Source organism: Pseudomonas sp. RIT-PI-o, from assembly GCF_001297215.1.
In the GTDB taxonomy this organism is placed as follows: domain Bacteria; phylum Pseudomonadota; class Gammaproteobacteria; order Pseudomonadales; family Pseudomonadaceae; genus Aquipseudomonas; species Aquipseudomonas moraviensis_A.
Genome location: NZ_LHPA01000028.1, coordinates 340,435 through 358,954 on the forward strand (window position 1 = coordinate 340,435; position 18,520 = coordinate 358,954).

Genomic DNA, 18,520 nt, shown 5'->3' on the forward strand with positions numbered 1-18,520 from the left:
AGCTTATCCTGCTTGTCCAACATCGCAGCTCCGAGGCCGAAAGCCTCGTTGAGTCAGGCTCAGATGGGAGTTCAAATCACCGGCACATGCTTGATTCCAAGAAAATTCGATTCGACCTGTAAAACGGTCGGAACCCGACGCTTACCTCCCTCGCTATCCACTTCTTTGACGGGACCAAGTGGGGCTAAGTAGGGACCAAGTCCGCTGTCGAAGAAGAAACCTGTGTGCGGCATTCTAATTAAAGCAACCCACTCTCCCGCAAAAACCCCTTAGCCACCCCCTCAATAGCCTCCCGCCCCACATCCACCCGCGAATTCAGCCCCGCAATCGTCCCATCATCCAGCTTGGAAGACAGCGCATTCAGCAACTCCCCAACCTTCGGATTCACCTCGAGCACCTCTGTCCGAACAACCGGCGTCAACGCATAACCAGGAAAGAACCCCTTATCATCCTTCAACACCACAAAACCAAACGCCGGTATCCGCCCATCAGTCGATAACACCAACGCCAAATCAACCTGACCATCCCTGAGCGCCTGATACGTCAACCCACCATCCATCCGCACAATATTCTTCCGTTCGAATTCAAACCCGTACTCCTCCTGAAGAGGACGCAGCCCATCAGGCCGGGAGAAGAACTCGGCATTCGACGCAAACTTGTACGATTTGCCCGCTTCGATGTTTTTCGCCAGATCGCTGATCGAGACGACGCCATCCTTCTCGGCGTCGACTTTGCGCATGGCCAGTGCGTAGGTGTTGTTGGCTTTGGAGGGGTTCAGCCAAGTGATGCCCTTTTGCGCGTCCAGTTCGCTGATTTTTTTGTAGGTTTCCTCTGCGCTGAGTTTGTCGGTGACTTTGTTGTAAGTAATCAGGGAGGTGCCGGTGTATTCCCAATACACATCGACCTGGCCGTTCTCTTGTGCCGCGCGCAGTACTGATGAACCGAGGTCCGCGCGTTTATCGACCTTGTAGCCGTTGGCGCGTAGTAGTTGTGTGGTCATTTCGGCGACCAGTTGCTGTTCGGTAAATTTCTTGCCGCCGACGACAATTGTGGTGTTGGCAGTAGCGTTGCCGACAACACCGGCAACGAGACTAAAGCTGAAGATCAGACTGGCCAGGATTCGATAAATCATCGTGCACCTCATGTTATTGATTTAGGTGAAGGGTGTTCGGATTCATTGGCGGCCGGCCATTCGCAAGCCTCGGGAGACTGCAAGGGTTTGAATCAAGCCGCAGCCCAGATCGACGGCAATCGCCAGGAGCGCTGTCGATACGGCGCCGGCCAGCATCATGCCGAAGTCGTTCAGGTCGATTCCGGTGAAGATCAACTCGCCGAGTCCGCCGCCACCGACCAGGAAGGCCAGCGGTGCGGTGCCGACGTTGATCGCCAGTGCGGTGCGGATGCCGGCGAATATCACGTTCAGTGCATTGGGGATTTCGACTTTCCACAGCGTTTCCCGTGGCGTCATGCCCATGGCTTCGGCTGCTTCGACCAGATGCTGCGGCACCGCGCGCAAGCCTTCGTAGGTGTTGACCGCGACGGGGAGCAAGGTCGCGACAAACAAGCCGATGATGGCCGCGCCGCTGCCAACGCCGATCAAGCTCATGGCCAAGGCCAGCAGAGCTAGTTTGGGGATCGCCTGCCCCACGTTCAGCACCTGCATGCTGGCCATGGCATAACGCTGGTTCGCCGGGCGGCTCATCCACACACCCAACGGAAGCGCAATGGCGATAGCCAACACGCCGCTGACGGCGACGATCTGCAAATGCTGGACGGTCAGGTAGCTGATGTCACCCCAGTAGAACTGCAGTCCCTGCCAAAATCGGTTGAGTAAGTCGGCCATGGTCAGTGCACCGCCGGAGTGATGTTTTCAACCAGTCGCGCGAGGATGTCAGCCTGGTGCACATAGCCGACAAAGCGCCCGTCGCTGTCGTTGCAAAGCGCCCAGTCCTGGCCGCGACCGAGCAGTTGCGAGAGAACCTGGCGCAGGTCATCACCCGGTTTGACGATCAGGTGCGAGTGCGCCGCGATGCCGCTGTTGCTGCCGACGATCTGCATGTATTCGCGCGGCGCGATCTTGCTGACGACGTCCGCCGCGCGCAGCAGGCGCAAGCGTTTCATGATCCGATCGCCGCCCATGAAGTTCGCGACGAAGTCGCTATTGGGCCGGGCCAGCAGATCATCCGAGCTGCCGAACTGCTGGATTTTGCCGTTGTGGAACAGGGCGACGCAGTCGGCCATCTTCACCGCTTCGTCGATGTCGTGGCTGACGAACAACACGGTCTTGTTGACGAGGCGCTGGATGCGCATGAATTCGTCCTGGATTACTTCGCGGTTGATCGGGTCGATGGCGCCGAAGGGCTCGTCCATCAGCATCACCGGCGGATCCGCAGCCAGCGCCCGCGCTACGCCGATGCGCTGCTGTTGCCCACCGGACAGCTCACAGGGATAGCGCTTGAGAAACTTCGCCGGATCCAGCGCGACCACTTCCAGCAACTCGGCGGCGCGTTTACGGCTTTTGCTCTTATCCCAGCCCAACAGATTGGGCACGACGCAGATGTTTTCCTCGACGGTCATATTCGGGAACAGGCCGACTTGCTGGATCACATAGCCGATGGAGCGTTTGAGGGTGACGCTGTCCAGTTCGGAGGTGTCGCGACCATTGATTCTGATCGTGCCGGACGTCGGCGTGATCAGTCGGTTGATCATTTTCAGCGTCGTGGTTTTGCCACAGCCGGACGGCCCGAGCAGTACGCAGATCTGTCCCTCTTCGACATTGAATGAGACATCTTCTACCGCCGTGACAGCGCCGAATTGCTTGTTCAGGTTTTCGATCTGGATCACGTCGTCGCTTCCTTCATTCGGCCGGTGGCCAGTTTGTTCTTGTTCAAGCCGTTGGGCGTCAGCAGGCGCTGCAAGCCGTACAGCGCATAATCGGCGGCGATGGCGATGACGCTGATGACGATCGCACCGGCCAGAAGCTGTCGAGTATCCGATTGCGCGATGCCGCGAATGATCAGGCTGCCGAGGCCGCCGGCGCCGATGTAAGCGGCGATGGCTGCGATGCCGATGTTGATGACGGTGGCCATCCTCACGCCGGCCATGATCAGCGGCACCGCAATCGGCAGCTCAACCTTGCGCAGTCGTTGCCCGGTCGACATACCCATGCCGATGGCGGCTTCACGCAAGGCGGGGTCGATGTTGGCGATCGCCGTGGTGGTGTTGCGGATGATCGGCAACTGGGAGTAGAGAAACAGCGCAATGACCGCCGGCACCACGCCGATGCCGTAACCGATCTGCGAGAGCGCCGGAATCATCAGCCCGAACAGCGCGGCGGAGGGAATGGTCATCAGAACCGCGGCGAAGGCCAGGACCCACCGGCGTGTTCTGGGGTGCTGGGAGATGAAGATCCCCACGGGCACGCCGGTCAGAATTGCCAGCCCCACCGCTACCGCCACGATGAACAGGTGCTGGCCGAGTAGCAGACCGATCAGCCCAGGGTTTTCCAGAATGAAACTCAAGGTTTCCATGAGGGTTGTGCCTTCTGTACGTCATTGTTGTTTTTATCGGTCGCGCATCTGGAGTGAACGCCGTGTCTGGGCGAAACAGTACCGCGCCCGTGCAAGCACTCTGAGCTTGGAGTTCGACGATTTCTATCAAAAAATCGACGTGACGCGACCAGCTTGCATGAAGTGCAACGCTTTGCAGTGATGGCAGATCGCTGTAGGCGCGGTCGTCAAATGAGCAGGCTCGCCGGAGGTCTTCGCTTGGCGGGCCAAGTCATTAGCTAGCTATGGGATTTTGCGGAGTGCGTGGTCCGAAGGTTTTATGGTGGATGTTCCGTGTAACGCAATCAGGAGTGAGCATCATCGAATTTCCGCCGCTCTTCTCCGGGCGTACAGCCCCAGACACGACGGTAAGCAGCACCCAGGTGGGATGCCGAAACGAACCCGCAGCTGTAGGCAATCGACGCAATGGGCTGGGTACTTTCACGCAGCAACCGCCGTGCTTCGTTCAACCGCAGCTCCAGATAGAACTTCTTCGGCGTCATGCCAAAGTGCTGATGCCACAGACGTTCGAGTTGCCGATGGGAGAGATTGCAGCGGTCGGCAATTTCTTCGATGCCAACGATGTTCTCCAGATTGTTTTCCATGAACGCGATGGCGGCGGTCAGCCGGCGATCGTGGATGCCGAACCGCCACTGGATCGACATTCGCTGATGCTCTTCCGGCGCACGTATCCGGGCGTGCAGAAATTGCTCGGCGATACTCGCCGCGAGCTGATTACCGAAATCGAGCGCGATCTGCGCCAGCATCAGGTCAATCGCCGCCGTACCTCCGGCGCAGGTCCAGCGGTTGTCATGGTTGACGTAGAGCTCTCGGGTGACTTCGATCGTCGGGAATTCTTCGGAGAACTGACCGATGGATTCCCAGTGCAAGGTACAGCGCTTGCCCTCCAGTAAACCGGCACGGGCGAGGATGAAAGTGCCGGTGCTCAGCGCTCCTACGGTGATCCCGCGCGAGGCCGCACGCTGGAGGAAACGCAGGATTTTCGGTGGTTTCTGATGCTCGATGTCCAGGCTCGCCAGAACGAACACGCGATCCAGTTCCGGCGCCTGATCAACCGGCACGGTGTGGATTTCGATGCCGCTGCTGGAGCTGACCGGTCCGCCCGTTTCAGTCAGCAGGGTCCACTCATAAAGCGGTTTGCCGGACAGCCGATTGGCCGCACGCAGCGGCTCACTGGCACCCGCCAGCGCCATCATGGAGAACTGCGGGAGAATGAGCAGCCCGATTCGCTTGGTCGTACAGTTATTCACAGACGTCGCTGAATCGATGGGGGCTGTCATCGCCAGATCCTTTCATGGGGCCAGCCGTTCGAGCGAACGGCTTTCGACCCGCATGTTAAGGACTGGGCACGCATTCAGCCAGACAGGACAAGCCCCGCGAGGCTGGGGAATCGCTGCGAGACCTCGATACCCGAGGTCTCGCAGCACGATGGCGAGCGGATCAGGCCCGCGCGCGGATGGCTTCGTCGATGCTCTGGATCATCGATTTGAACACCGGGTGGTCGGCCTGATTCTGCTGACCATGCTGCATCTTCGAAATGATCAACGCGTGCGGGCCGGCATCGCCCGGATAGTTCTTATGCAGGCGCACGGACTCCGATGGCATGTGCAAAGTGTTGTCGGCGCCATGGATGATCAGCCCGGGCGGGAAGCCTATTGCTCCTTCGATGGATTGCTCCGGGTCATATTGCACATAGGACTTGTAGGATTTCGCCGTCACGTGGGTGCAGCCCGGCCAACGGTCCGCGCCGCCCGCTTCGGTGTAGCCGCCCAGTTGCTGGTCGACGTAGGCCTGGGTTTCCGGATCCAGCGGGTAGTAGCCGAGTCGTGTCTCATCCGTCCCGGTGTCGAACGGCGGGATCGGCGCGTCATCGGCGAGTTGCGCGATGGCCGCGTCCGCTGCCGCCGGATCTGCGCGCAAGGCCTGCAGTTTGCGGATGTTGGTGTAGCTCATAGGCACCCAGAAGCGGATCTGTTCGGCGCCGGCCGCGGCGAGTTCCGCCACCGCTCCAAGGCTTGCCACCGAGCCCATCGCCCACGATGCGACCACCGGCATCTCACCGAAATTTTCCCGCGCCCACGCAACGGCCCCCAACACTTCATCTTTCTGGTCTTCGAGAATGACGTTGGTGATGACTTTATCGCCGGACTCGATGGTGTTACGGATGTGCTTGTTGGAAAAGAAGCCTGCCACGTCGTACGTCATGACCCGATAACCAAGTGCCGCCAGGGCGCGACCGAACAGTTGGCCATACATCGTGACTCCGCCAGTGAAGCCGGAGTTGAAAATCACCGGTGGCAGTTTTTGCGATTCAGCGTGGTGGTGTTCCGGCTGAAAAACCGTGCCTTTTAGGCTGAGGGTTTCATCGCCGTAGTTGACGCTGAAGTTGATGTCTCTTGTTGTAATGTTCGTCATTTCTGAGTGATCTCGAAGTGAGAGGTGTGGGCGTAGATCAACTTGCCAACTGGCCAGACGCTCCTCGCAGAAGTTGGCCAACAGGAATTCGGGTCGCTTGGGAAACATGCAGTGCAACGGCATCAACAAAGTTGAATGCCTCGGTCGGATTGAGCCGCTCGGAATACTTCATCCCCTCGTTGTCCGTTCCTACATGCGGGGCATCGGTGGCTTCCAGCACGATCTTGTCTGCGCCGACTGCGCGAACAATTTGCGTCACGAAACCAGCGGTTTCCTCGGGGTGGCTGCTGGTTCGATAGCCGGGCCCCTTGAAGCACACGTTGCCGCGTACGCTGGCTTCGGCAAGCAGCGCGATCCAGGCAGGCTCGGTGATGCCGCGCTCGGGGTGGCAAGTGCCGAGGTGATCGATGACGACCCGCACATCGCGAGGGATCTGGCGCAGTACGCGCAAATTCGTCTCGGCTTCTTTCGCGTAGATGTGCAGATGTTGATGCGGTTGCAAGCGTTGATAAAACGCCAGCCATTGCTCATTACTGAACTGCGTAGGAGAAACGCTTTCCGGCCGTGCATCGTGCAAAACGATGCGGGCGCCAATCACTTGTGGATGCGAGAGCCGTTCTTTTGTGGCGTAAGCCGGATCTGCCTTGATCGTTCCCACCAACCTAACGCCGCCGTAGCGCTGAGGGTCGGCTGCCTGAAGCTTCTGGAGTTCGTCAAACGAGGCAAATACGTTTTCCGAGTCCGGCAGAATACTGAGATGGACGTTATTGATCAGCGTCGGAGCAATACCGGCAGCCATCAGGTTATCCAGATAAGCCGTCAGGGAGTGCGGCTCAGGCAATGCATAGGGCAACGCAGCGGACACTCGGCGCAGGTCGTGCGAAGTAAAAAAATGAACGTGACTGTCTGTTCTTTCAATCCACGGCAGCATGATTTTTGTTTCCTGCATTTGTGCGAAAACAATAATCGTCGCCAGTCTTTCGTCGCTGCCGCCAACTCGACGTGAAGTATCAAAATTTCGCCATGTGCGAATTTGTGAGCAAAGATGTTCTGAAAATCATCGCTTGGTTTTGCAGGCATTGAAGCCGTTAGCGGTTTATGGGTAGCGGCCCGTCAGAAAGCATGGCGAAAAATTGATGCGCCTCTTTCGACATGAATTTTTCTTCACCGCACCCCGCCCCGCGAACCGATAAAATCCCCCTGCTCATTCAAGAAACTACGGTTCGCCCGCGCTCCTAGCGGGCTTTTTTTCGCCCATCATTTCCCCGCACCTTGCCGCTCCCCACCATACTGCGCGACTCTGCCTGCAGATCCCTCGCCAAGGAGCGCTCGATGCCGCTGTTATCCCTGCCCTGCCCGCGCCTGACGCTGGCGATCCTCTCCCCCGATCAGGCCGAGCTCGAAAGCGCGTTCTACCTGCGCAACCAGCGGCACCTGGCGCGCTGGTCGCCCATCCGCACCACCGACTATTTCTCCACCGCCAACATCCGCCGTCGCCTCGAGATCCAGGCCAGTGCCTTCGAAGCCGGGCTGGCGATGCATTTCGCGCTGCTGTCGGCGGACGGTCAGAAGATGATCGGGGCGTGTAATTTCAGCGGGATTATTCGGGGTGCGTTTCAGGCGTGTTATTTGGGTTATCACATCGATGAGGCGCATCAGGGGCAGGGTTTGATGCAGGAGGGGCTGGAGGCGGGGATTGGTTATATGTTCGACGTGCAGAATCTGCATCGGATCATGGCCAATTACATTCCGGGCAATGAGCGCAGTGCGCGTTTGCTTGAGCGCTTGGGTTTTGAGCGTGAGGGCTATGCGAAGGCGTATCTCAACATTGCCGGGCGTTGGCAGGATCATGTGCTGACGGCGCTGGTCAATCCGGGGTTCGAGGCGCCGGATCAGCGCTGGTCGCGGCGCCTCGGTTGAGTTGCGCGAAACCTGTCAGACAAAAATCCTTTCAGCTCTCGGGTTTACGGCCGATACAGACCTGCTAACACCCCTGCTGGCTCAAAAGAACAACAATCTTCCAGCTTAACTGACGACCAAGAAACCCAACGTTTCTGGAGGATTTGCATGAATAGCTGGTTCGGTAACATCAGCGTGAACATGAAACTCGGCCTGGGCTTCGGCCTCGTGCTGGCCCTGACCTGCATTCTGGCGCTGACCGGCTGGACCAGCCTCGGCGGCCTGATCGATCGCAGCAACTGGATGAGCGACATCACCCAGCTCAACGCTGGCCTGACCAAACTGCGCGTGGTGCGCCTGCAGTACATGCTGACCAACGGTGACGAAACCGCCGCGCAGAATGTGCAGACCACCCTCGAAAGCTTCGCCGCGCAGCAGCAGGCGCTGATCAGCAAATTCAAGAGTCCGGAGAACGTCGCGCTGCTCAAGCAGCAGGCGGCGACCATCGCTGAATACCAGACCTCGCTGAACAAAATGCGCAACGCCTATCGCACAGGCAACAGTGCCCGCGACACCATGAGCGTCAACGCCCAGAGCGCGTACAACCTGATCGAATCGATCAGTCAGCGCGTGCAGCAGATGGAGTTGAGCGATCAGCGCTTCGAGCAGTTCCAGGCTGTTACTGCGGCGAAGGAAGCGTTCATCCTCGCGCGTTATGAAGTGCGTGGTTACACCGCGACCAGCAACGCCGAGACCGAGCAGAAAGCCGTCGGCCAGATCGATGCGGCCATCGCCAGCCTCAAGCCGCTGAATACGCAATTTGCCGCGACTCAGCAGGATGCCTTGCGCCAATTGGAAACCGCGCTGACCAGCTATCGCAGCGCGTTGATGGCGTACAAGAACGCCAACACCGATGCCGTGCAGGCGCGCAAGGAAATGACCGATCAAGGCACCACCATCGTCGCCCTGAGCGAGCAGCTGTATCAGATTCAGCTTGATCGCCGTGACGCTGAAAGCGCCCAGGCGCGCACCTTCCAGTTGATCAGCACCTTGCTGGCGCTGTTGGTTGGCGTGATTGCCGCGGTGATCATCACCCGTCAGATCACCCGTCCGTTGCAGGAAACCCTGGCCGTGGTCGAGCGCATCGCCAGCGGCGACCTGACCCAGAACGTCACCGTCACCCGCCGCGACGAGCTCGGCGTGTTGCAGCAAGGCATCGCACGCATGGGCGTGACTCTGCGTGACTTGATCAGTGGCATCCGCGACGGCGTGACCCAGATTGCCAGCGCCGCTGAAGAGTTGTCGGCTGTAACCGAGCAGACCAGCGCCGGTGTGAACAGCCAGAAAGTCGAGACCGATCAGGTCGCCACCGCCATGCACGAAATGACTGCCACGGTGCAGGAAGTTGCGCGCAATGCCGAGGAAGCGTCGCAAGCCGCAGCCGCTGCGGACGGCGAAGCCCGTGAAGGCGACAAGGTGGTGAATGAGGCCATCGCACAGATCGAGCGTCTGGCCAGCGAAGTGGTGCGTTCGACCGAAGCGATGAGCGTGTTGCAGCAGGAAAGCGACAAGATCGGCAGCGTCATGGACGTGATCAAGGCTGTCGCCGAACAGACCAACCTGCTCGCGCTCAACGCCGCGATCGAAGCCGCGCGTGCCGGTGAAGCCGGGCGTGGTTTTGCCGTGGTTGCGGATGAGGTGCGCGGTTTGGCTCAACGCACGCAGAAATCCACCGAGGAAATTGAAGGTCTGGTGGCCGGTCTGCAGAACGGCACCCAGCAAGTCTCGGCGGTGATGAACAACAGCCGCGCGCTGACCGACAGCAGCGTCGCCCTGACGCGCAAGGCCGGCGCCTCGCTGGAAAACATCACCCGCACGGTGTCGAACATCCAGTCGATGAACCAGCAGATCGCCGCCGCTGCCGAACAGCAAAGCGCCGTAGCCGAAGAGATCAGCCGCAGCATCATCAACGCCCGCGACGTGTCCGAACAGACCGCAGCGGCGAGTGATGAGACGGCAGCGTCGAGTGTTGAACTGGCGCGGTTAGGTGGTCAGTTGCAGCAGATGGTCAGCCACTTCCGCGTTTGATTTTGGTTTTGCGCTGTAGCTGAAACCGAATCGCGAGCAGGCTCACTCCTACAGGTCCCAGGTCGAACACAAAATCTGTGAACACCTCGGAAACCGTGTAGGAGTGAGCCTGCTCGCGATTGCGGTGGATCAATCAAATCACCGTTGCCTGACACTCCGCATTCGCGAGCAGGCTCGCTCCCACATTTTGGATGTGCGTGACTCACCGGATTTTGAACACCACGAAAGTCCCTGTGGGAGCGAGCCTGCTCGCGAAAGCGGTGGGTCAATCAAATCAATAGTGCCTGACACTCCACCTTCGCGAGCAGGCTCGCTCCCACATTTTGGATTTGCGTGTCTCACCGGATTTTGAGCACACCGCAGATCCCTGTGGGAGCGAGCCTGCTCGCGAAAGCGGTGGGTCAGCCAAATCAACAGTGCCTGACACTCCGCATTCGCGAGCAGGCTCGCTCCCACATTGGATTTGTGTGCCACGCTGGATTCTGAGCACACCGCAGATCCCTGTGGGAGTGAGCCTGCTCGCGATTGCGGTGGATCAATCAAATCACCGTTGCCTGACACTCCGCATTCGCGAGCAGGCTCGCTCCTACATTTTGGATTTGCGTGACTCACCGGATTTTGAACACCACGAAAATCCCTGTGGGAGCGAGCTTGCTCGCGAAACGGTTTAAATGACAGAGCAGATTTTCAGACCTGCCACGGATTGATCACTTCAATCCCGGAAAACTCGAAATCCCGAACATTGCGCGTACCAATCGCAGCTCCGCGGTCTCGGCAGATCGCTGCGATTTGCGCATCGGCCATTGCAATCCCTCGCCCCTTCGCCTCTGCATCGGCGACCAGCGTCGCGTACTCGACGGCCGCGTGCGCATCGAATGGCAAAATCCGCCCGGCAAAATCCTCTTCGAACATTGCCAACGCGTGGGCCTGGAGTTTTTGTTTGCGCTTGCCGGAAGGTAATCGAGCGATGCCGTGCAGTATCTCCGCCACAGTGATCGCGCTGATGGCCAGGTCCATGGCCGGTTGCGCATCCACCCAGGCCAGCACTTGAGCCTCGGGTTCGATGCGCATGAATTCGGATAGAACGTTGGTATCGAGCACTATCATTCAGAGAAGTCCACACCGACCGGTTTCTCTGCACGCGCAGGCAGCTCGAGGTCGACTCCGCCCTCGGCGCTGAAACGCTGGTGAATCCGACTGCCGAGCCCTCCGGCACGATCAACCTTGGTGAGCGCTCGGCCCAGAATCAGCCGAGCTTCTTCTTCCATGGAATGTCCATTGTGTGCAGCGGTAATGCGCAGCTGCTCCTTGAGCGTCTCGTCAAGGTTTCGAATAGTGATGCTAGCCATGTCGTCCTCCTGCAATCAATGAAATCATTGATTGCAGGCTAGCATATTCAGGTCTGATTGAAGTGAGGCCCGCCGAACGGCAGTGCCATCTCAAATACACCGGGATGCCCTTGTAGGAGTGAGCCTGCTCGCGATAGCGGTGGGTCAGTAACAGGTAGGCTGACTGACAATCCGCTATCGCGAGCAGGCTCACTCCTACACGGGATATCCGGTTATTTTGCGGATGCTCTGATAAAGCGGTTTAAGCTGCCGATACATCCGCAAATACACTTCTCTGTACAACTGCTCATAAACCTTCTGCGCCTCAGGCTGCGGCGTGAACACCGCCCCCACCCGAGTCATCGCGGCAATGGCCGATGGGAAATCCTTGTGCAATCCCAACCCCACCGCACAACAAATCGCCGCCCCCAACCCGGACGCTTCATACACATGCGGACGCTCGGCCGGCAGGCCGAAGATGTTGGCGGTCAGTTGCATGGCGGCGTCACTTTGTGAGCCGCCGCCGGCGACGCGCAGGCGTTTGATCGAGACCTTTGAGCGTCGCTCGATGTTCTCCATGCCTTGGCGCAGCGCGTAGGCCAGTCCTTCGAGAATCGCGCGGTAAATATGCGCGCGGGTGTGCACGTCGCCGAAGCCGATCATCGCGCCTTTGGCTTCCACGCCCGGCTCGCGGATGCCCGGTGACCAATAGGGTTGCAGCATCAGGCCCATCGAGCCCGGCGGCACTTCATCGACCAGGGCGTCAAACAGTTGCTCCGGTTCGATCCCTTGCGCTTTCGCCTGTTGCATCTCGCGCAGGCCGAACTGATTCTTGAACCAGCTGACCATCCAGTAGCCGCGATAGATCATCACCTCGCAGTTGTACTGATCGGGCACGGCCGAGGGATACGGCGGGATCAGCGGGACGATTTCCAGGTAGCGCGAGCGGGTGCTGGTGATGGTCGCGGTGGTGCCGTAGGACAGGCACACGGTGCTCGCATCGACCACGCCGGAGCCGATCACTTCGCAGGCCTTGTCCGCGCCAGCGGCAATCAGCGGCAGGCCTTCGGGAATGCCGGTGTGGCGGGCGGCTTCAGCCGTGATGTAGCCGAGGGTTTCGCCGGGTTTGTGCAGAGCCGGCAACTGCTCGGGGCGCACCGCCAGTGCCTGCCATTTCCAGTCACGCGGGGCCGCCCATTTCAGCCGTTTGAAGTCGAAGGGCAGATAGCCGACGCAGCAGCCCACGGAATCGACGAAGCGCCCGCACAAGCGATGGGTGAGGAAGCCTGAAAGCAGTAAATACTTGTCGGTCGCCGCCCACCCCTCGGGCTGATGCCGGGCGATCCAGTTGGCCTCGGCCTGGGCGCGGAAATAATCCACCGTCGCTTGGGCGCCGACCAGTTTGAACAGCCAGCCCCACGGCCCTTTGATGCCGCCCTCGACTTCAGTCTGACGTTGATCGAGCCAGACAATTGCCGGGCGCAGCGGTTTGCCCTCGGCGTCGACATTGATCACGGTGCCGCGCTGAGTGGTCAGGGACACGCCGGCAATCTGCGCACGGTCGATGCCGGTCTGCTGCCAGAGTTGCTGACAGGCTTCGCCGAGTTTCGTCCAGTAGTACTCCGGGTCCTGCTCGGCCCAACCGGGTTGCGTCGAGTAGTACGCCTGCAGATCGACTTTGCCTTTGCCGAGCAGATTGCCCTGCAGATCGAAGAGCAGCGCGCGCACGCTTTGGGTGCCGTTGTCGATGGCCAATAGGTATTTCATGGCGTGATCTCCGGCAAGCCGTGATCGCGCAGCCACAGCAAGCGGTAGCGCTGGATCTCCGCTTGCCAGCGCTCATCGTTCCAAGCCAATCGTGGCTGGCACAGCGTGCGGATCGCCGGCAAATAATCCTCGCCACCGCGCGGCAGCAACAGGCCCAAACGGGTGCGGCGCAGCAGCAAATCATCCAGGTGCAGAATCATTTCCGCCTCGCAGGCGAACGCCAGCTCTGCCCACAAAGTATCGGTGGCGCCAACCGTTTCCAGACCGAGTTCGCCGAGCAATTGCGCCAGCCTCGGCAGGTCTCGACCGTGACGCCCGGCCAGGCGTCGCCATTGATTGCCGCTCAGTCCCGCAATCGCCAGCGGCGGCACAGCGGCGAACACCGGTGCACCGTCGTCGACAAAAGAACGCCCAAGCATCGCCGCACAAGCCTTGAGCACTTCGATCGCTTGCGGTCGAAATGTGGTCAGTTTGCCACCGGCCAATGTCACGCAACCGGGCTCCTGCCACAGCACATGTTCGCGGGTTTCGTTCGATGGTTTGTCTTGGTGCGCACCCGCCGCGCTGCCCACTACTGGACGCACGCCTGACCAGGTCGAGAGCACGTCGTCGACGCCTACTTCGGCGCCGGGAAATTGCTGCTGGCACGCGGCGAGCAGGTAGTCGAGCTCTTCGCTGGAAATGTGCGCGCTCTGGTCGAGATCGTCGCGGTGATCGAGGTCCGTGGTGCCGACCACCGTCGCGCCTTCCCAGGGAAAAACAAACACCGGACGCCGGTCGCGCTCATGCAGAAAGGTGAACGCCTGCGCCACCGGCAAGCGCCAGCCCGGCAGTAACAAATGACTGCCACGCAACGGGCGCAATTGCTTCGTTGCTTCAGCGGGGCGCAAGCGCTCAGCCCACGCGCCCGTGGCCACGGCCAACACAGCGGAGCGCAGTTGCAGCGTCGTGCCGCCCTCGCAATCCTCAACCTGAACCCCGCACACCCGCCCGTCTTCACGCAGCAGTTGCGTGACCCGCACACCATTGAGCACCACCGCGCCGTGATCCCGAGCCTCGCGCAGTACGCGCATCACCAGCCTTGCATCGTCGGTCAGTGCATCGACAAAACAGCTGCCGCCGAGCAGGCCGTTTTCCCTCACGCCCGGCGCCAGATATCGAAGCTGTTGCGCATCATGAAAGCGATGGCTGCGCCGTCCCGCCAAGGCGTCGTAAACGCTCAGCAAACCACCCAACACCCGAGGCCCGGGAAAGCCGCCGCGATAGTGCGGCATCATGAAACTCATCGGCTCGACCAGCCCCGGCGCTTCGTCGAGGAGTCGCTGACGCTCGCGCACCGAATCGCGGGTCAGGCGCCACTGGCCCTTGGCGATGTACCGCAAACCGCCGTGGACCATTTTCGATGATCGGCTGGAGGTGCCCCAGGCAAAATCCCGCTGCTCCAGCAGCAGACAACGCCAGCCCCGGCGCGCCGCTTCGCGGACAATTCCGGCGCCGCTGATGCCGCCGCCGATGACGATCAGGTCCCAGGTTTGATCCGCCAGCGTCGGCAGCATCTGCTCGCGCCATTGCGCGTTCCATTCCGCCGTCATGGCCGCGACTCTGGCAACAGCGTGCCGGGATTGAGGCGCCCTTCCGGGTCGAAATGTTCGCTCAACGCCTGCAACGTCTGCATCGCCAGCGGGCCTTTTTCCCGTAGCAGATAGGGCGCGTGATCCTTGCCGACGCCGTGCTGATGACTGATGGTGCCGTGGTGGTCGACGATGGTCTGGCTGGCCGCGTGTTTGAGCGCCCGCCATCGCGCCAGCGTTGCGGCATAGTCCGCCGCCGGGCGAAACACATAGGTGGTGTAGATGCTTGAGCCCTCGCCGTAGACGTGCGAGAGATGGGTGAAGACATGCACGCGTTCGCCCTCGGCGGCCAAGGCGTCGCGCAGGCTGTTTTCAATGAGGGCGAGCAAGTGATCGACATTGCTCCAGTCGGTGGCGGTTTCGAGGGTGTCGACCACGTAACCAGCGTTCCACAGGTTCTCGCGCAGGTAAGGAAAACGAAAGCGGTTCTGCGCCCACTTCTTGCCCAGCAGGGTGCCGGTGAACACGCCGCCGAAGGCTTTCAGATGCTGGCGGGCGTGTTTCAGCGACAGTGCGTTTTGCTGGCGATTGCCGGTGACGCCGAAGGTCAGCAGGCATTTGCCGTCGCCGGCACCGCGCAGCTTGAGGTACTTCTCCAGCCAGGCGATCTGTTGCGGATGGCCGGCCAGCGCCAGTTGCGTTTCGGTTTCCACCGCGTTGGACAGACGCAGCATCGACAGCGGCACGCGCGCCTGCGCCAGTTGCCGGATCGCTTGCAGCGCCTGCGGCCAGTCGGGCAGAAACACGCCATAGAAACGTTCGTCTGCGGGCAACGCACTCACCCGTACCTTGACCTCGGAAATGATCCCGAAACGGCCTTCGCAACCGAGCACCATTTCACGCAGATCGGGACCTGCCGCCGACGCCGGGAACGTCGGAATCTGCAGAGGCCCGGCGAACGTTTCCAGGGTGCCGCCAGCGAACAACTGCTCGATCCGCCCGTAGCGCAACGACTGCTGGCCGCTGGAACGACTGGCCACCCAACCGCCCAGCGTCGACAGCTCCCACGACTGCGGAAAATGCCCCAGCGTGTATCCGCGCGCGCGCAATTGGCTTTCCACTTGCGGGCCGCTGGCGCCGGGGCCGAATGTCGCCAGCAGGCTCTGTTCGTCGAGGTCGGTCAGGCGATTCATCCGCGCCAGCGACACCGTCAGTACCGGGCGCGCGGATGTCGGCGGATTGATGTGTCCGGCCACTGACGTGCCGCCGCCATAGGGAATCAGGCACAGATCCTGATCATGGGCGAGCGCCAGCAATTGGCGGATCTGCTCGGCGGTTTCCGGGAATGCCACGGCATCGGGATACGTGCCCAGCGCGCCTTCGCGCAACGCCAGCCAGTCCGGCAGGCTCTGGCCGCGCGCGTGCAGCAGGCGATCGTGAGTATCGACGCTGTACAAGCGATGAGGCACCAGACGCGAGGTCGGCACTTGCGCCAACGCCGCTGCCAGAGTCGCATCGGGCAATACCCGGCCGGCGCCCAGGCGTTCGTGGAGAAATATCGCGCCCTGGGCCGGCAGTTCGACCACCGTGCCTGCCTCTCCCCAGCCGTTCCAGCGTCGCATGCGTGTGTCCTTTTTTTGCCGTCGGATCAAGCTTGCATACTAGTCAGCGCTGGGGATCTGTCACGGTCGCATCCGGCCAGATCCTGTAGCGAATGGCGCCAAACGTCCGGGCATTTACTTTCGCCGGGCAATCCACTTACCTTGCGGCATTCATTCGCTCACGCGCCGTCGATCAAAGGACCGCGACCATGCCATCGCTCGGCTTCACTTCCGTTCCGCCGCTGCTCAAATACCTGCGCCATGCCGAACAGTTGGGCATGGCCATCGAGCCTGCGTTGGCGGCGGCCGGGTTGCAGGCGCAGCAGTTGAGCGACAACACCTTGCGCCTGCCGGGTGAGGTTCACGAGCGCTTGCTGGACTATTTCTGCGAGCACTCGGGCGATGGCTTGTTCGGGCTGCACGCGGCAAATTTCGTCCTGCCCAATTCATGGAGCGTGCTCGGTTACATCACCATGAATTGCGCGACGCTGGGCGATGCGATGAGCCGGATCATGCCATTCGAAAAACTCGTCGGTGATATGGGCGTCAGCCGCGCCGAGGTGCAGGATGATCACGTGCATCTGATCTGGAATTGTCGCTACGAGCAGCCACGGATTCGTCGGCATCTGGTGGAAAATGTGCTCGGTTCGTGGCTGCACTACGCGCGTTGGATCGCCGACACGCAGCTGTCGCCGGCCTGCGTATGGCTGGAGCATGCGCGGCCGGATGAGTTGACGCTGGCCGAGTACGAGGCGTTTTTCGGTTGCCCGGTGCGGTTCGATCAGGCGTATTCGGCGCTGGTGGTGCCGCTGGCGTATTTGCAGCTGCCGCTGCGTCAGGCCGATGCGCAATTGCTGCGAACCCTGGAAGAACACGCGATGGGTTTGCTGGCGACGCTGGAAGAGGCGTCGCTGGCGCAGCAGGTGAAAAACATCCTGCGCGGTTTGCTCAAGGAGGGCTTGCCGCGCAAGGAGCAAGTGGCGGAGCAGCTCAGCGTGTCGGTGCGCACGTTGCAGCGGCAATTGCAGCAGGCCGGGACGTCGTATCAGCAGATTCTCGATGAGCTGCGTCAGGAGTTGGCGGAGCACTATTTGCTTAATAGCACGTTGCCGATTCAGGACATTGCGCAGTATCTGGGCTTTACCGAACCGCGCTCGTTTCATCGCACGTTCAAGAGCTGGCGCGGGATGCCGCCGGGGGAGTTTCGGTTGCGGAATCGGCGGTGAATGTGCGGTCCCTATCGCGAGCAGGCTCACTCCTACAGGGATTTTTGGCGTATGCAAAATCCGCGTACACCGAAGATCAACTGTAGGAGTGAGCCTGCTCGCGATGAGGCCAGCCGCTACACCGCTTAAACAAGCTTTGCCGCAGCTGTTTAAATCAACCCGGTATTCCGCGAAACCACCCACAATTCCTTGCGCCGCTGCCTACGCCTGCGCCAGAATCCGCCGGCTTGTGCGCCCCAGACCTCATCGCTACTGTGATTGCGTCACTGCCCATCAGTGATCGGGTTTAGTAGCCCGGAGTATTTGGGGTGCATAGTTCATCAGACAGTCAGGTCTCGCCTGAACTTCATGGTGGCTGTGCGCAGGGCGCCCTCGGGCGCGCCGGTTTCCCAGATCCCCGGTCTACTAACCTGCGCACAGCTGCCTCCACTTCCTTTAGTAGGGAAGCGGTGGCCAGCCAAAATGAGGATCTGGATATGTTCAAAGTAACCCCAAACCCGCCAACCACCGACCCGGCATCCCCCTACGAATCCCCCGATTCCAAGAAATTCCACGAAGCCGCCGACCGCGCCCTCGATCATTACCTCGGCCCATCCAGCGCTGAATTCATGGCCCCGCCCTACAAACCCAACACGCTTTACATGGCCAATCCCGACGCCGACAACGAATCGCTGCTGGCGGACGCCTGCGAAACCCTGGGGTCGGCGACGGTGATGCTCAACGATCAGGCGGGGCTGGTGAACGGAGCGCAACGCAAGACGTTGCAGGGCATTGCGCAGATTGTGATGGTTGCGGAGATGGCAGTGAATCGCGTGCTGGATCGGTTGGTGCCGACTGATTGAGGATTTTTGGGGATGCGTTGCGGGCGGGTTTTATGGGGTGTCAGGGGTTGCCCTCACCCCAGCCCTCTCCCAGAGGGAGAGGGGGCCGACCGTGCGATGCTCACGAAATACGCCGACCAGAAATGATCGCTGTGAATCCATATTCGACACGGTCGTTCAGGTCGACGTTTGAAGCACGGGCAACTCGGTCGGTCCCCTCTCCCTCCGGGAGAGG

The 18,520-nt window shown here is 60.4% G+C and carries 16 protein-coding genes and 1 pseudogene; 5 read left to right on the plus strand and 12 right to left on the minus strand.

The features are described 5' to 3' along the window. Positions 1–238 precede the first annotated feature (238 nt). From AEQ63_RS20280 to AEQ63_RS20310, 7 genes are all read right to left on the minus strand, one after another. A complete protein-coding gene (locus AEQ63_RS20280; RefSeq protein WP_064364516.1) occupies positions 239–1,132 on the minus strand; it encodes a glycine betaine ABC transporter substrate-binding protein in 894 nt (297 codons plus the stop codon). A gap of 42 nt (positions 1,133–1,174) precedes the next feature. Continuing rightward, positions 1,175–1,843 carry an ABC transporter permease gene (locus tag AEQ63_RS20285; RefSeq protein WP_064364517.1) on the minus strand — a complete coding sequence of 223 codons (669 nt, stop codon included), beginning with the start codon at positions 1,841–1,843 and terminating at the stop codon, positions 1,175–1,177. Between the two features lie 2 nt (positions 1,844–1,845). Next, positions 1,846–2,844, minus strand: coding sequence for an ABC transporter ATP-binding protein (locus tag AEQ63_RS20290; protein WP_064364518.1), 999 nt, complete (start codon positions 2,842–2,844; stop codon positions 1,846–1,848). Continuing rightward, on the minus strand, positions 2,841–3,530 hold the full coding sequence (locus AEQ63_RS20295; RefSeq protein ID WP_041477901.1) for an ABC transporter permease: 690 nt from the start codon (positions 3,528–3,530) through the stop codon (positions 2,841–2,843). The genes AEQ63_RS20290 and AEQ63_RS20295 overlap by 4 nt, the downstream gene beginning before the upstream one ends. 323 nt (positions 3,531–3,853) lie before the next feature. Beyond that, positions 3,854–4,849, minus strand: coding sequence for a GlxA family transcriptional regulator (locus AEQ63_RS20300; RefSeq protein ID WP_042608830.1), 996 nt, complete (start codon positions 4,847–4,849; stop codon positions 3,854–3,856). A 160-nt stretch (positions 4,850–5,009) separates the two neighbouring features. Continuing rightward, positions 5,010–5,984: a hypothetical protein gene (locus tag AEQ63_RS20305; protein WP_064364519.1), complete on the minus strand. Its 975-nt coding sequence runs from the start codon at positions 5,982–5,984 to the stop codon at positions 5,010–5,012. Between the two features lie 37 nt (positions 5,985–6,021). Then, positions 6,022–6,915, minus strand: a complete 894-nt coding sequence (locus tag AEQ63_RS20310; protein ID WP_064364520.1) for an amidohydrolase family protein — start codon at positions 6,913–6,915, stop codon at positions 6,022–6,024. Positions 6,916–7,316: 401 nt separating this feature from the next. Between AEQ63_RS20310 and AEQ63_RS20315 the strand changes: the two genes are divergently transcribed. The 3 genes and pseudogenes from AEQ63_RS20315 to AEQ63_RS29345 all read left to right on the plus strand — a co-directional run bounded on the left by AEQ63_RS20315 (position 7,317) and on the right by AEQ63_RS29345 (position 9,971). After that, complete coding sequence (locus AEQ63_RS20315; RefSeq protein WP_064364521.1) at positions 7,317–7,904, plus strand: GNAT family N-acetyltransferase; 588 nt, start codon at positions 7,317–7,319, stop codon at positions 7,902–7,904. A gap of 282 nt (positions 7,905–8,186) precedes the next feature. Continuing rightward, positions 8,187–9,065 (plus strand): annotated as a pseudogene (locus tag AEQ63_RS29340) (methyl-accepting chemotaxis protein); the annotation flags it as partial. A gap of 201 nt (positions 9,066–9,266) precedes the next feature. Then, positions 9,267–9,971, plus strand: a complete 705-nt coding sequence (locus AEQ63_RS29345; RefSeq protein WP_442965726.1) for a methyl-accepting chemotaxis protein — start codon at positions 9,267–9,269, stop codon at positions 9,969–9,971. 687 nt (positions 9,972–10,658) lie between these two features. Here AEQ63_RS29345 and AEQ63_RS20325 read toward each other — a convergent pair. From AEQ63_RS20325 to AEQ63_RS20345, 5 genes are all read right to left on the minus strand, one after another. Continuing rightward, a complete protein-coding gene (locus AEQ63_RS20325) occupies positions 10,659–11,078 on the minus strand; it encodes a type II toxin-antitoxin system VapC family toxin (protein ID WP_064364523.1) in 420 nt (139 codons plus the stop codon). Beyond that, entirely contained in the window at positions 11,075–11,320 is a 246-nt protein-coding gene (locus AEQ63_RS20330; RefSeq protein WP_064364524.1) for a FitA-like ribbon-helix-helix domain-containing protein, read from the minus strand. The genes AEQ63_RS20325 and AEQ63_RS20330 overlap by 4 nt, the downstream gene beginning before the upstream one ends. A 195-nt stretch (positions 11,321–11,515) precedes the next feature. Continuing rightward, positions 11,516–13,066 carry an FGGY-family carbohydrate kinase gene (locus AEQ63_RS20335; protein ID WP_064364525.1) on the minus strand — a complete coding sequence of 517 codons (1,551 nt, stop codon included), beginning with the start codon at positions 13,064–13,066 and terminating at the stop codon, positions 11,516–11,518. Further along, entirely contained in the window at positions 13,063–14,658 is a 1,596-nt protein-coding gene (locus AEQ63_RS20340) for a glycerol-3-phosphate dehydrogenase/oxidase (RefSeq protein WP_064364526.1), read from the minus strand. The genes AEQ63_RS20335 and AEQ63_RS20340 overlap by 4 nt, the downstream gene beginning before the upstream one ends. Further along, positions 14,655–16,259: an FAD-binding oxidoreductase gene (locus AEQ63_RS20345; RefSeq protein ID WP_064364527.1), complete on the minus strand. Its 1,605-nt coding sequence runs from the start codon at positions 16,257–16,259 to the stop codon at positions 14,655–14,657. Before AEQ63_RS20345 ends, AEQ63_RS20340 begins: the two co-directional genes overlap by 4 nt. A gap of 188 nt (positions 16,260–16,447) precedes the next feature. On the opposite strand from AEQ63_RS20345, the gene gliR reads away from it, so the two are divergent. Then, positions 16,448–17,464: an AraC family transcriptional regulator GliR gene (gliR, locus tag AEQ63_RS20350; protein ID WP_064364528.1), complete on the plus strand. Its 1,017-nt coding sequence runs from the start codon at positions 16,448–16,450 to the stop codon at positions 17,462–17,464. Between the two features lie 476 nt (positions 17,465–17,940). Next, the gene (locus AEQ63_RS20355) at positions 17,941–18,306 is read left to right on the plus strand and encodes a DUF6124 family protein (RefSeq protein ID WP_064364529.1); all 366 of its coding nucleotides are present in this window, start codon (positions 17,941–17,943) and stop codon (positions 18,304–18,306) included. The last annotated feature ends 214 nt before the right edge of the window (positions 18,307–18,520 follow it).

What these genes read in the sequence shown, in the direction of transcription:
- AEQ63_RS20280 (WP_064364516.1), bottom strand. Translation starts at nt 1,132, where the DNA reads ATGATTTATCGAATCCTGGCCAGTCTGATCTTCAGCTTTAGTCTCGTT.
- AEQ63_RS20285 (WP_064364517.1), bottom strand. Translation starts at nt 1,843, where the DNA reads ATGGCCGACTTACTCAACCGATTTTGGCAGGGACTGCAGTTCTACTGG.
- AEQ63_RS20295 (WP_041477901.1), bottom strand. Translation starts at nt 3,530, where the DNA reads ATGGAAACCTTGAGTTTCATTCTGGAAAACCCTGGGCTGATCGGTCTG.
- AEQ63_RS20300 (WP_042608830.1), bottom strand. Translation starts at nt 4,849, where the DNA reads ATGACAGCCCCCATCGATTCAGCGACGTCTGTGAATAACTGTACGACC.
- AEQ63_RS20305 (WP_064364519.1), bottom strand. Translation starts at nt 5,984, where the DNA reads ATGACGAACATTACAACAAGAGACATCAACTTCAGCGTCAACTACGGC.
- AEQ63_RS20310 (WP_064364520.1), bottom strand. Translation starts at nt 6,915, where the DNA reads ATGCTGCCGTGGATTGAAAGAACAGACAGTCACGTTCATTTTTTTACT.
- AEQ63_RS20315 (WP_064364521.1), top strand. Translation starts at nt 7,317, where the DNA reads ATGCCGCTGTTATCCCTGCCCTGCCCGCGCCTGACGCTGGCGATCCTC.
- AEQ63_RS29345 (WP_442965726.1), top strand. Translation starts at nt 9,267, where the DNA reads ATGACTGCCACGGTGCAGGAAGTTGCGCGCAATGCCGAGGAAGCGTCG.
- AEQ63_RS20325 (WP_064364523.1), bottom strand. Translation starts at nt 11,078, where the DNA reads ATGATAGTGCTCGATACCAACGTTCTATCCGAATTCATGCGCATCGAA.
- AEQ63_RS20330 (WP_064364524.1), bottom strand. Translation starts at nt 11,320, where the DNA reads ATGGCTAGCATCACTATTCGAAACCTTGACGAGACGCTCAAGGAGCAG.
- AEQ63_RS20335 (WP_064364525.1), bottom strand. Translation starts at nt 13,066, where the DNA reads ATGAAATACCTATTGGCCATCGACAACGGCACCCAAAGCGTGCGCGCG.
- AEQ63_RS20340 (WP_064364526.1), bottom strand. Translation starts at nt 14,658, where the DNA reads ATGACGGCGGAATGGAACGCGCAATGGCGCGAGCAGATGCTGCCGACG.
- AEQ63_RS20345 (WP_064364527.1), bottom strand. Translation starts at nt 16,259, where the DNA reads ATGCGACGCTGGAACGGCTGGGGAGAGGCAGGCACGGTGGTCGAACTG.
- gliR (WP_064364528.1), top strand. Translation starts at nt 16,448, where the DNA reads ATGCCATCGCTCGGCTTCACTTCCGTTCCGCCGCTGCTCAAATACCTG.
- AEQ63_RS20355 (WP_064364529.1), top strand. Translation starts at nt 17,941, where the DNA reads ATGTTCAAAGTAACCCCAAACCCGCCAACCACCGACCCGGCATCCCCC.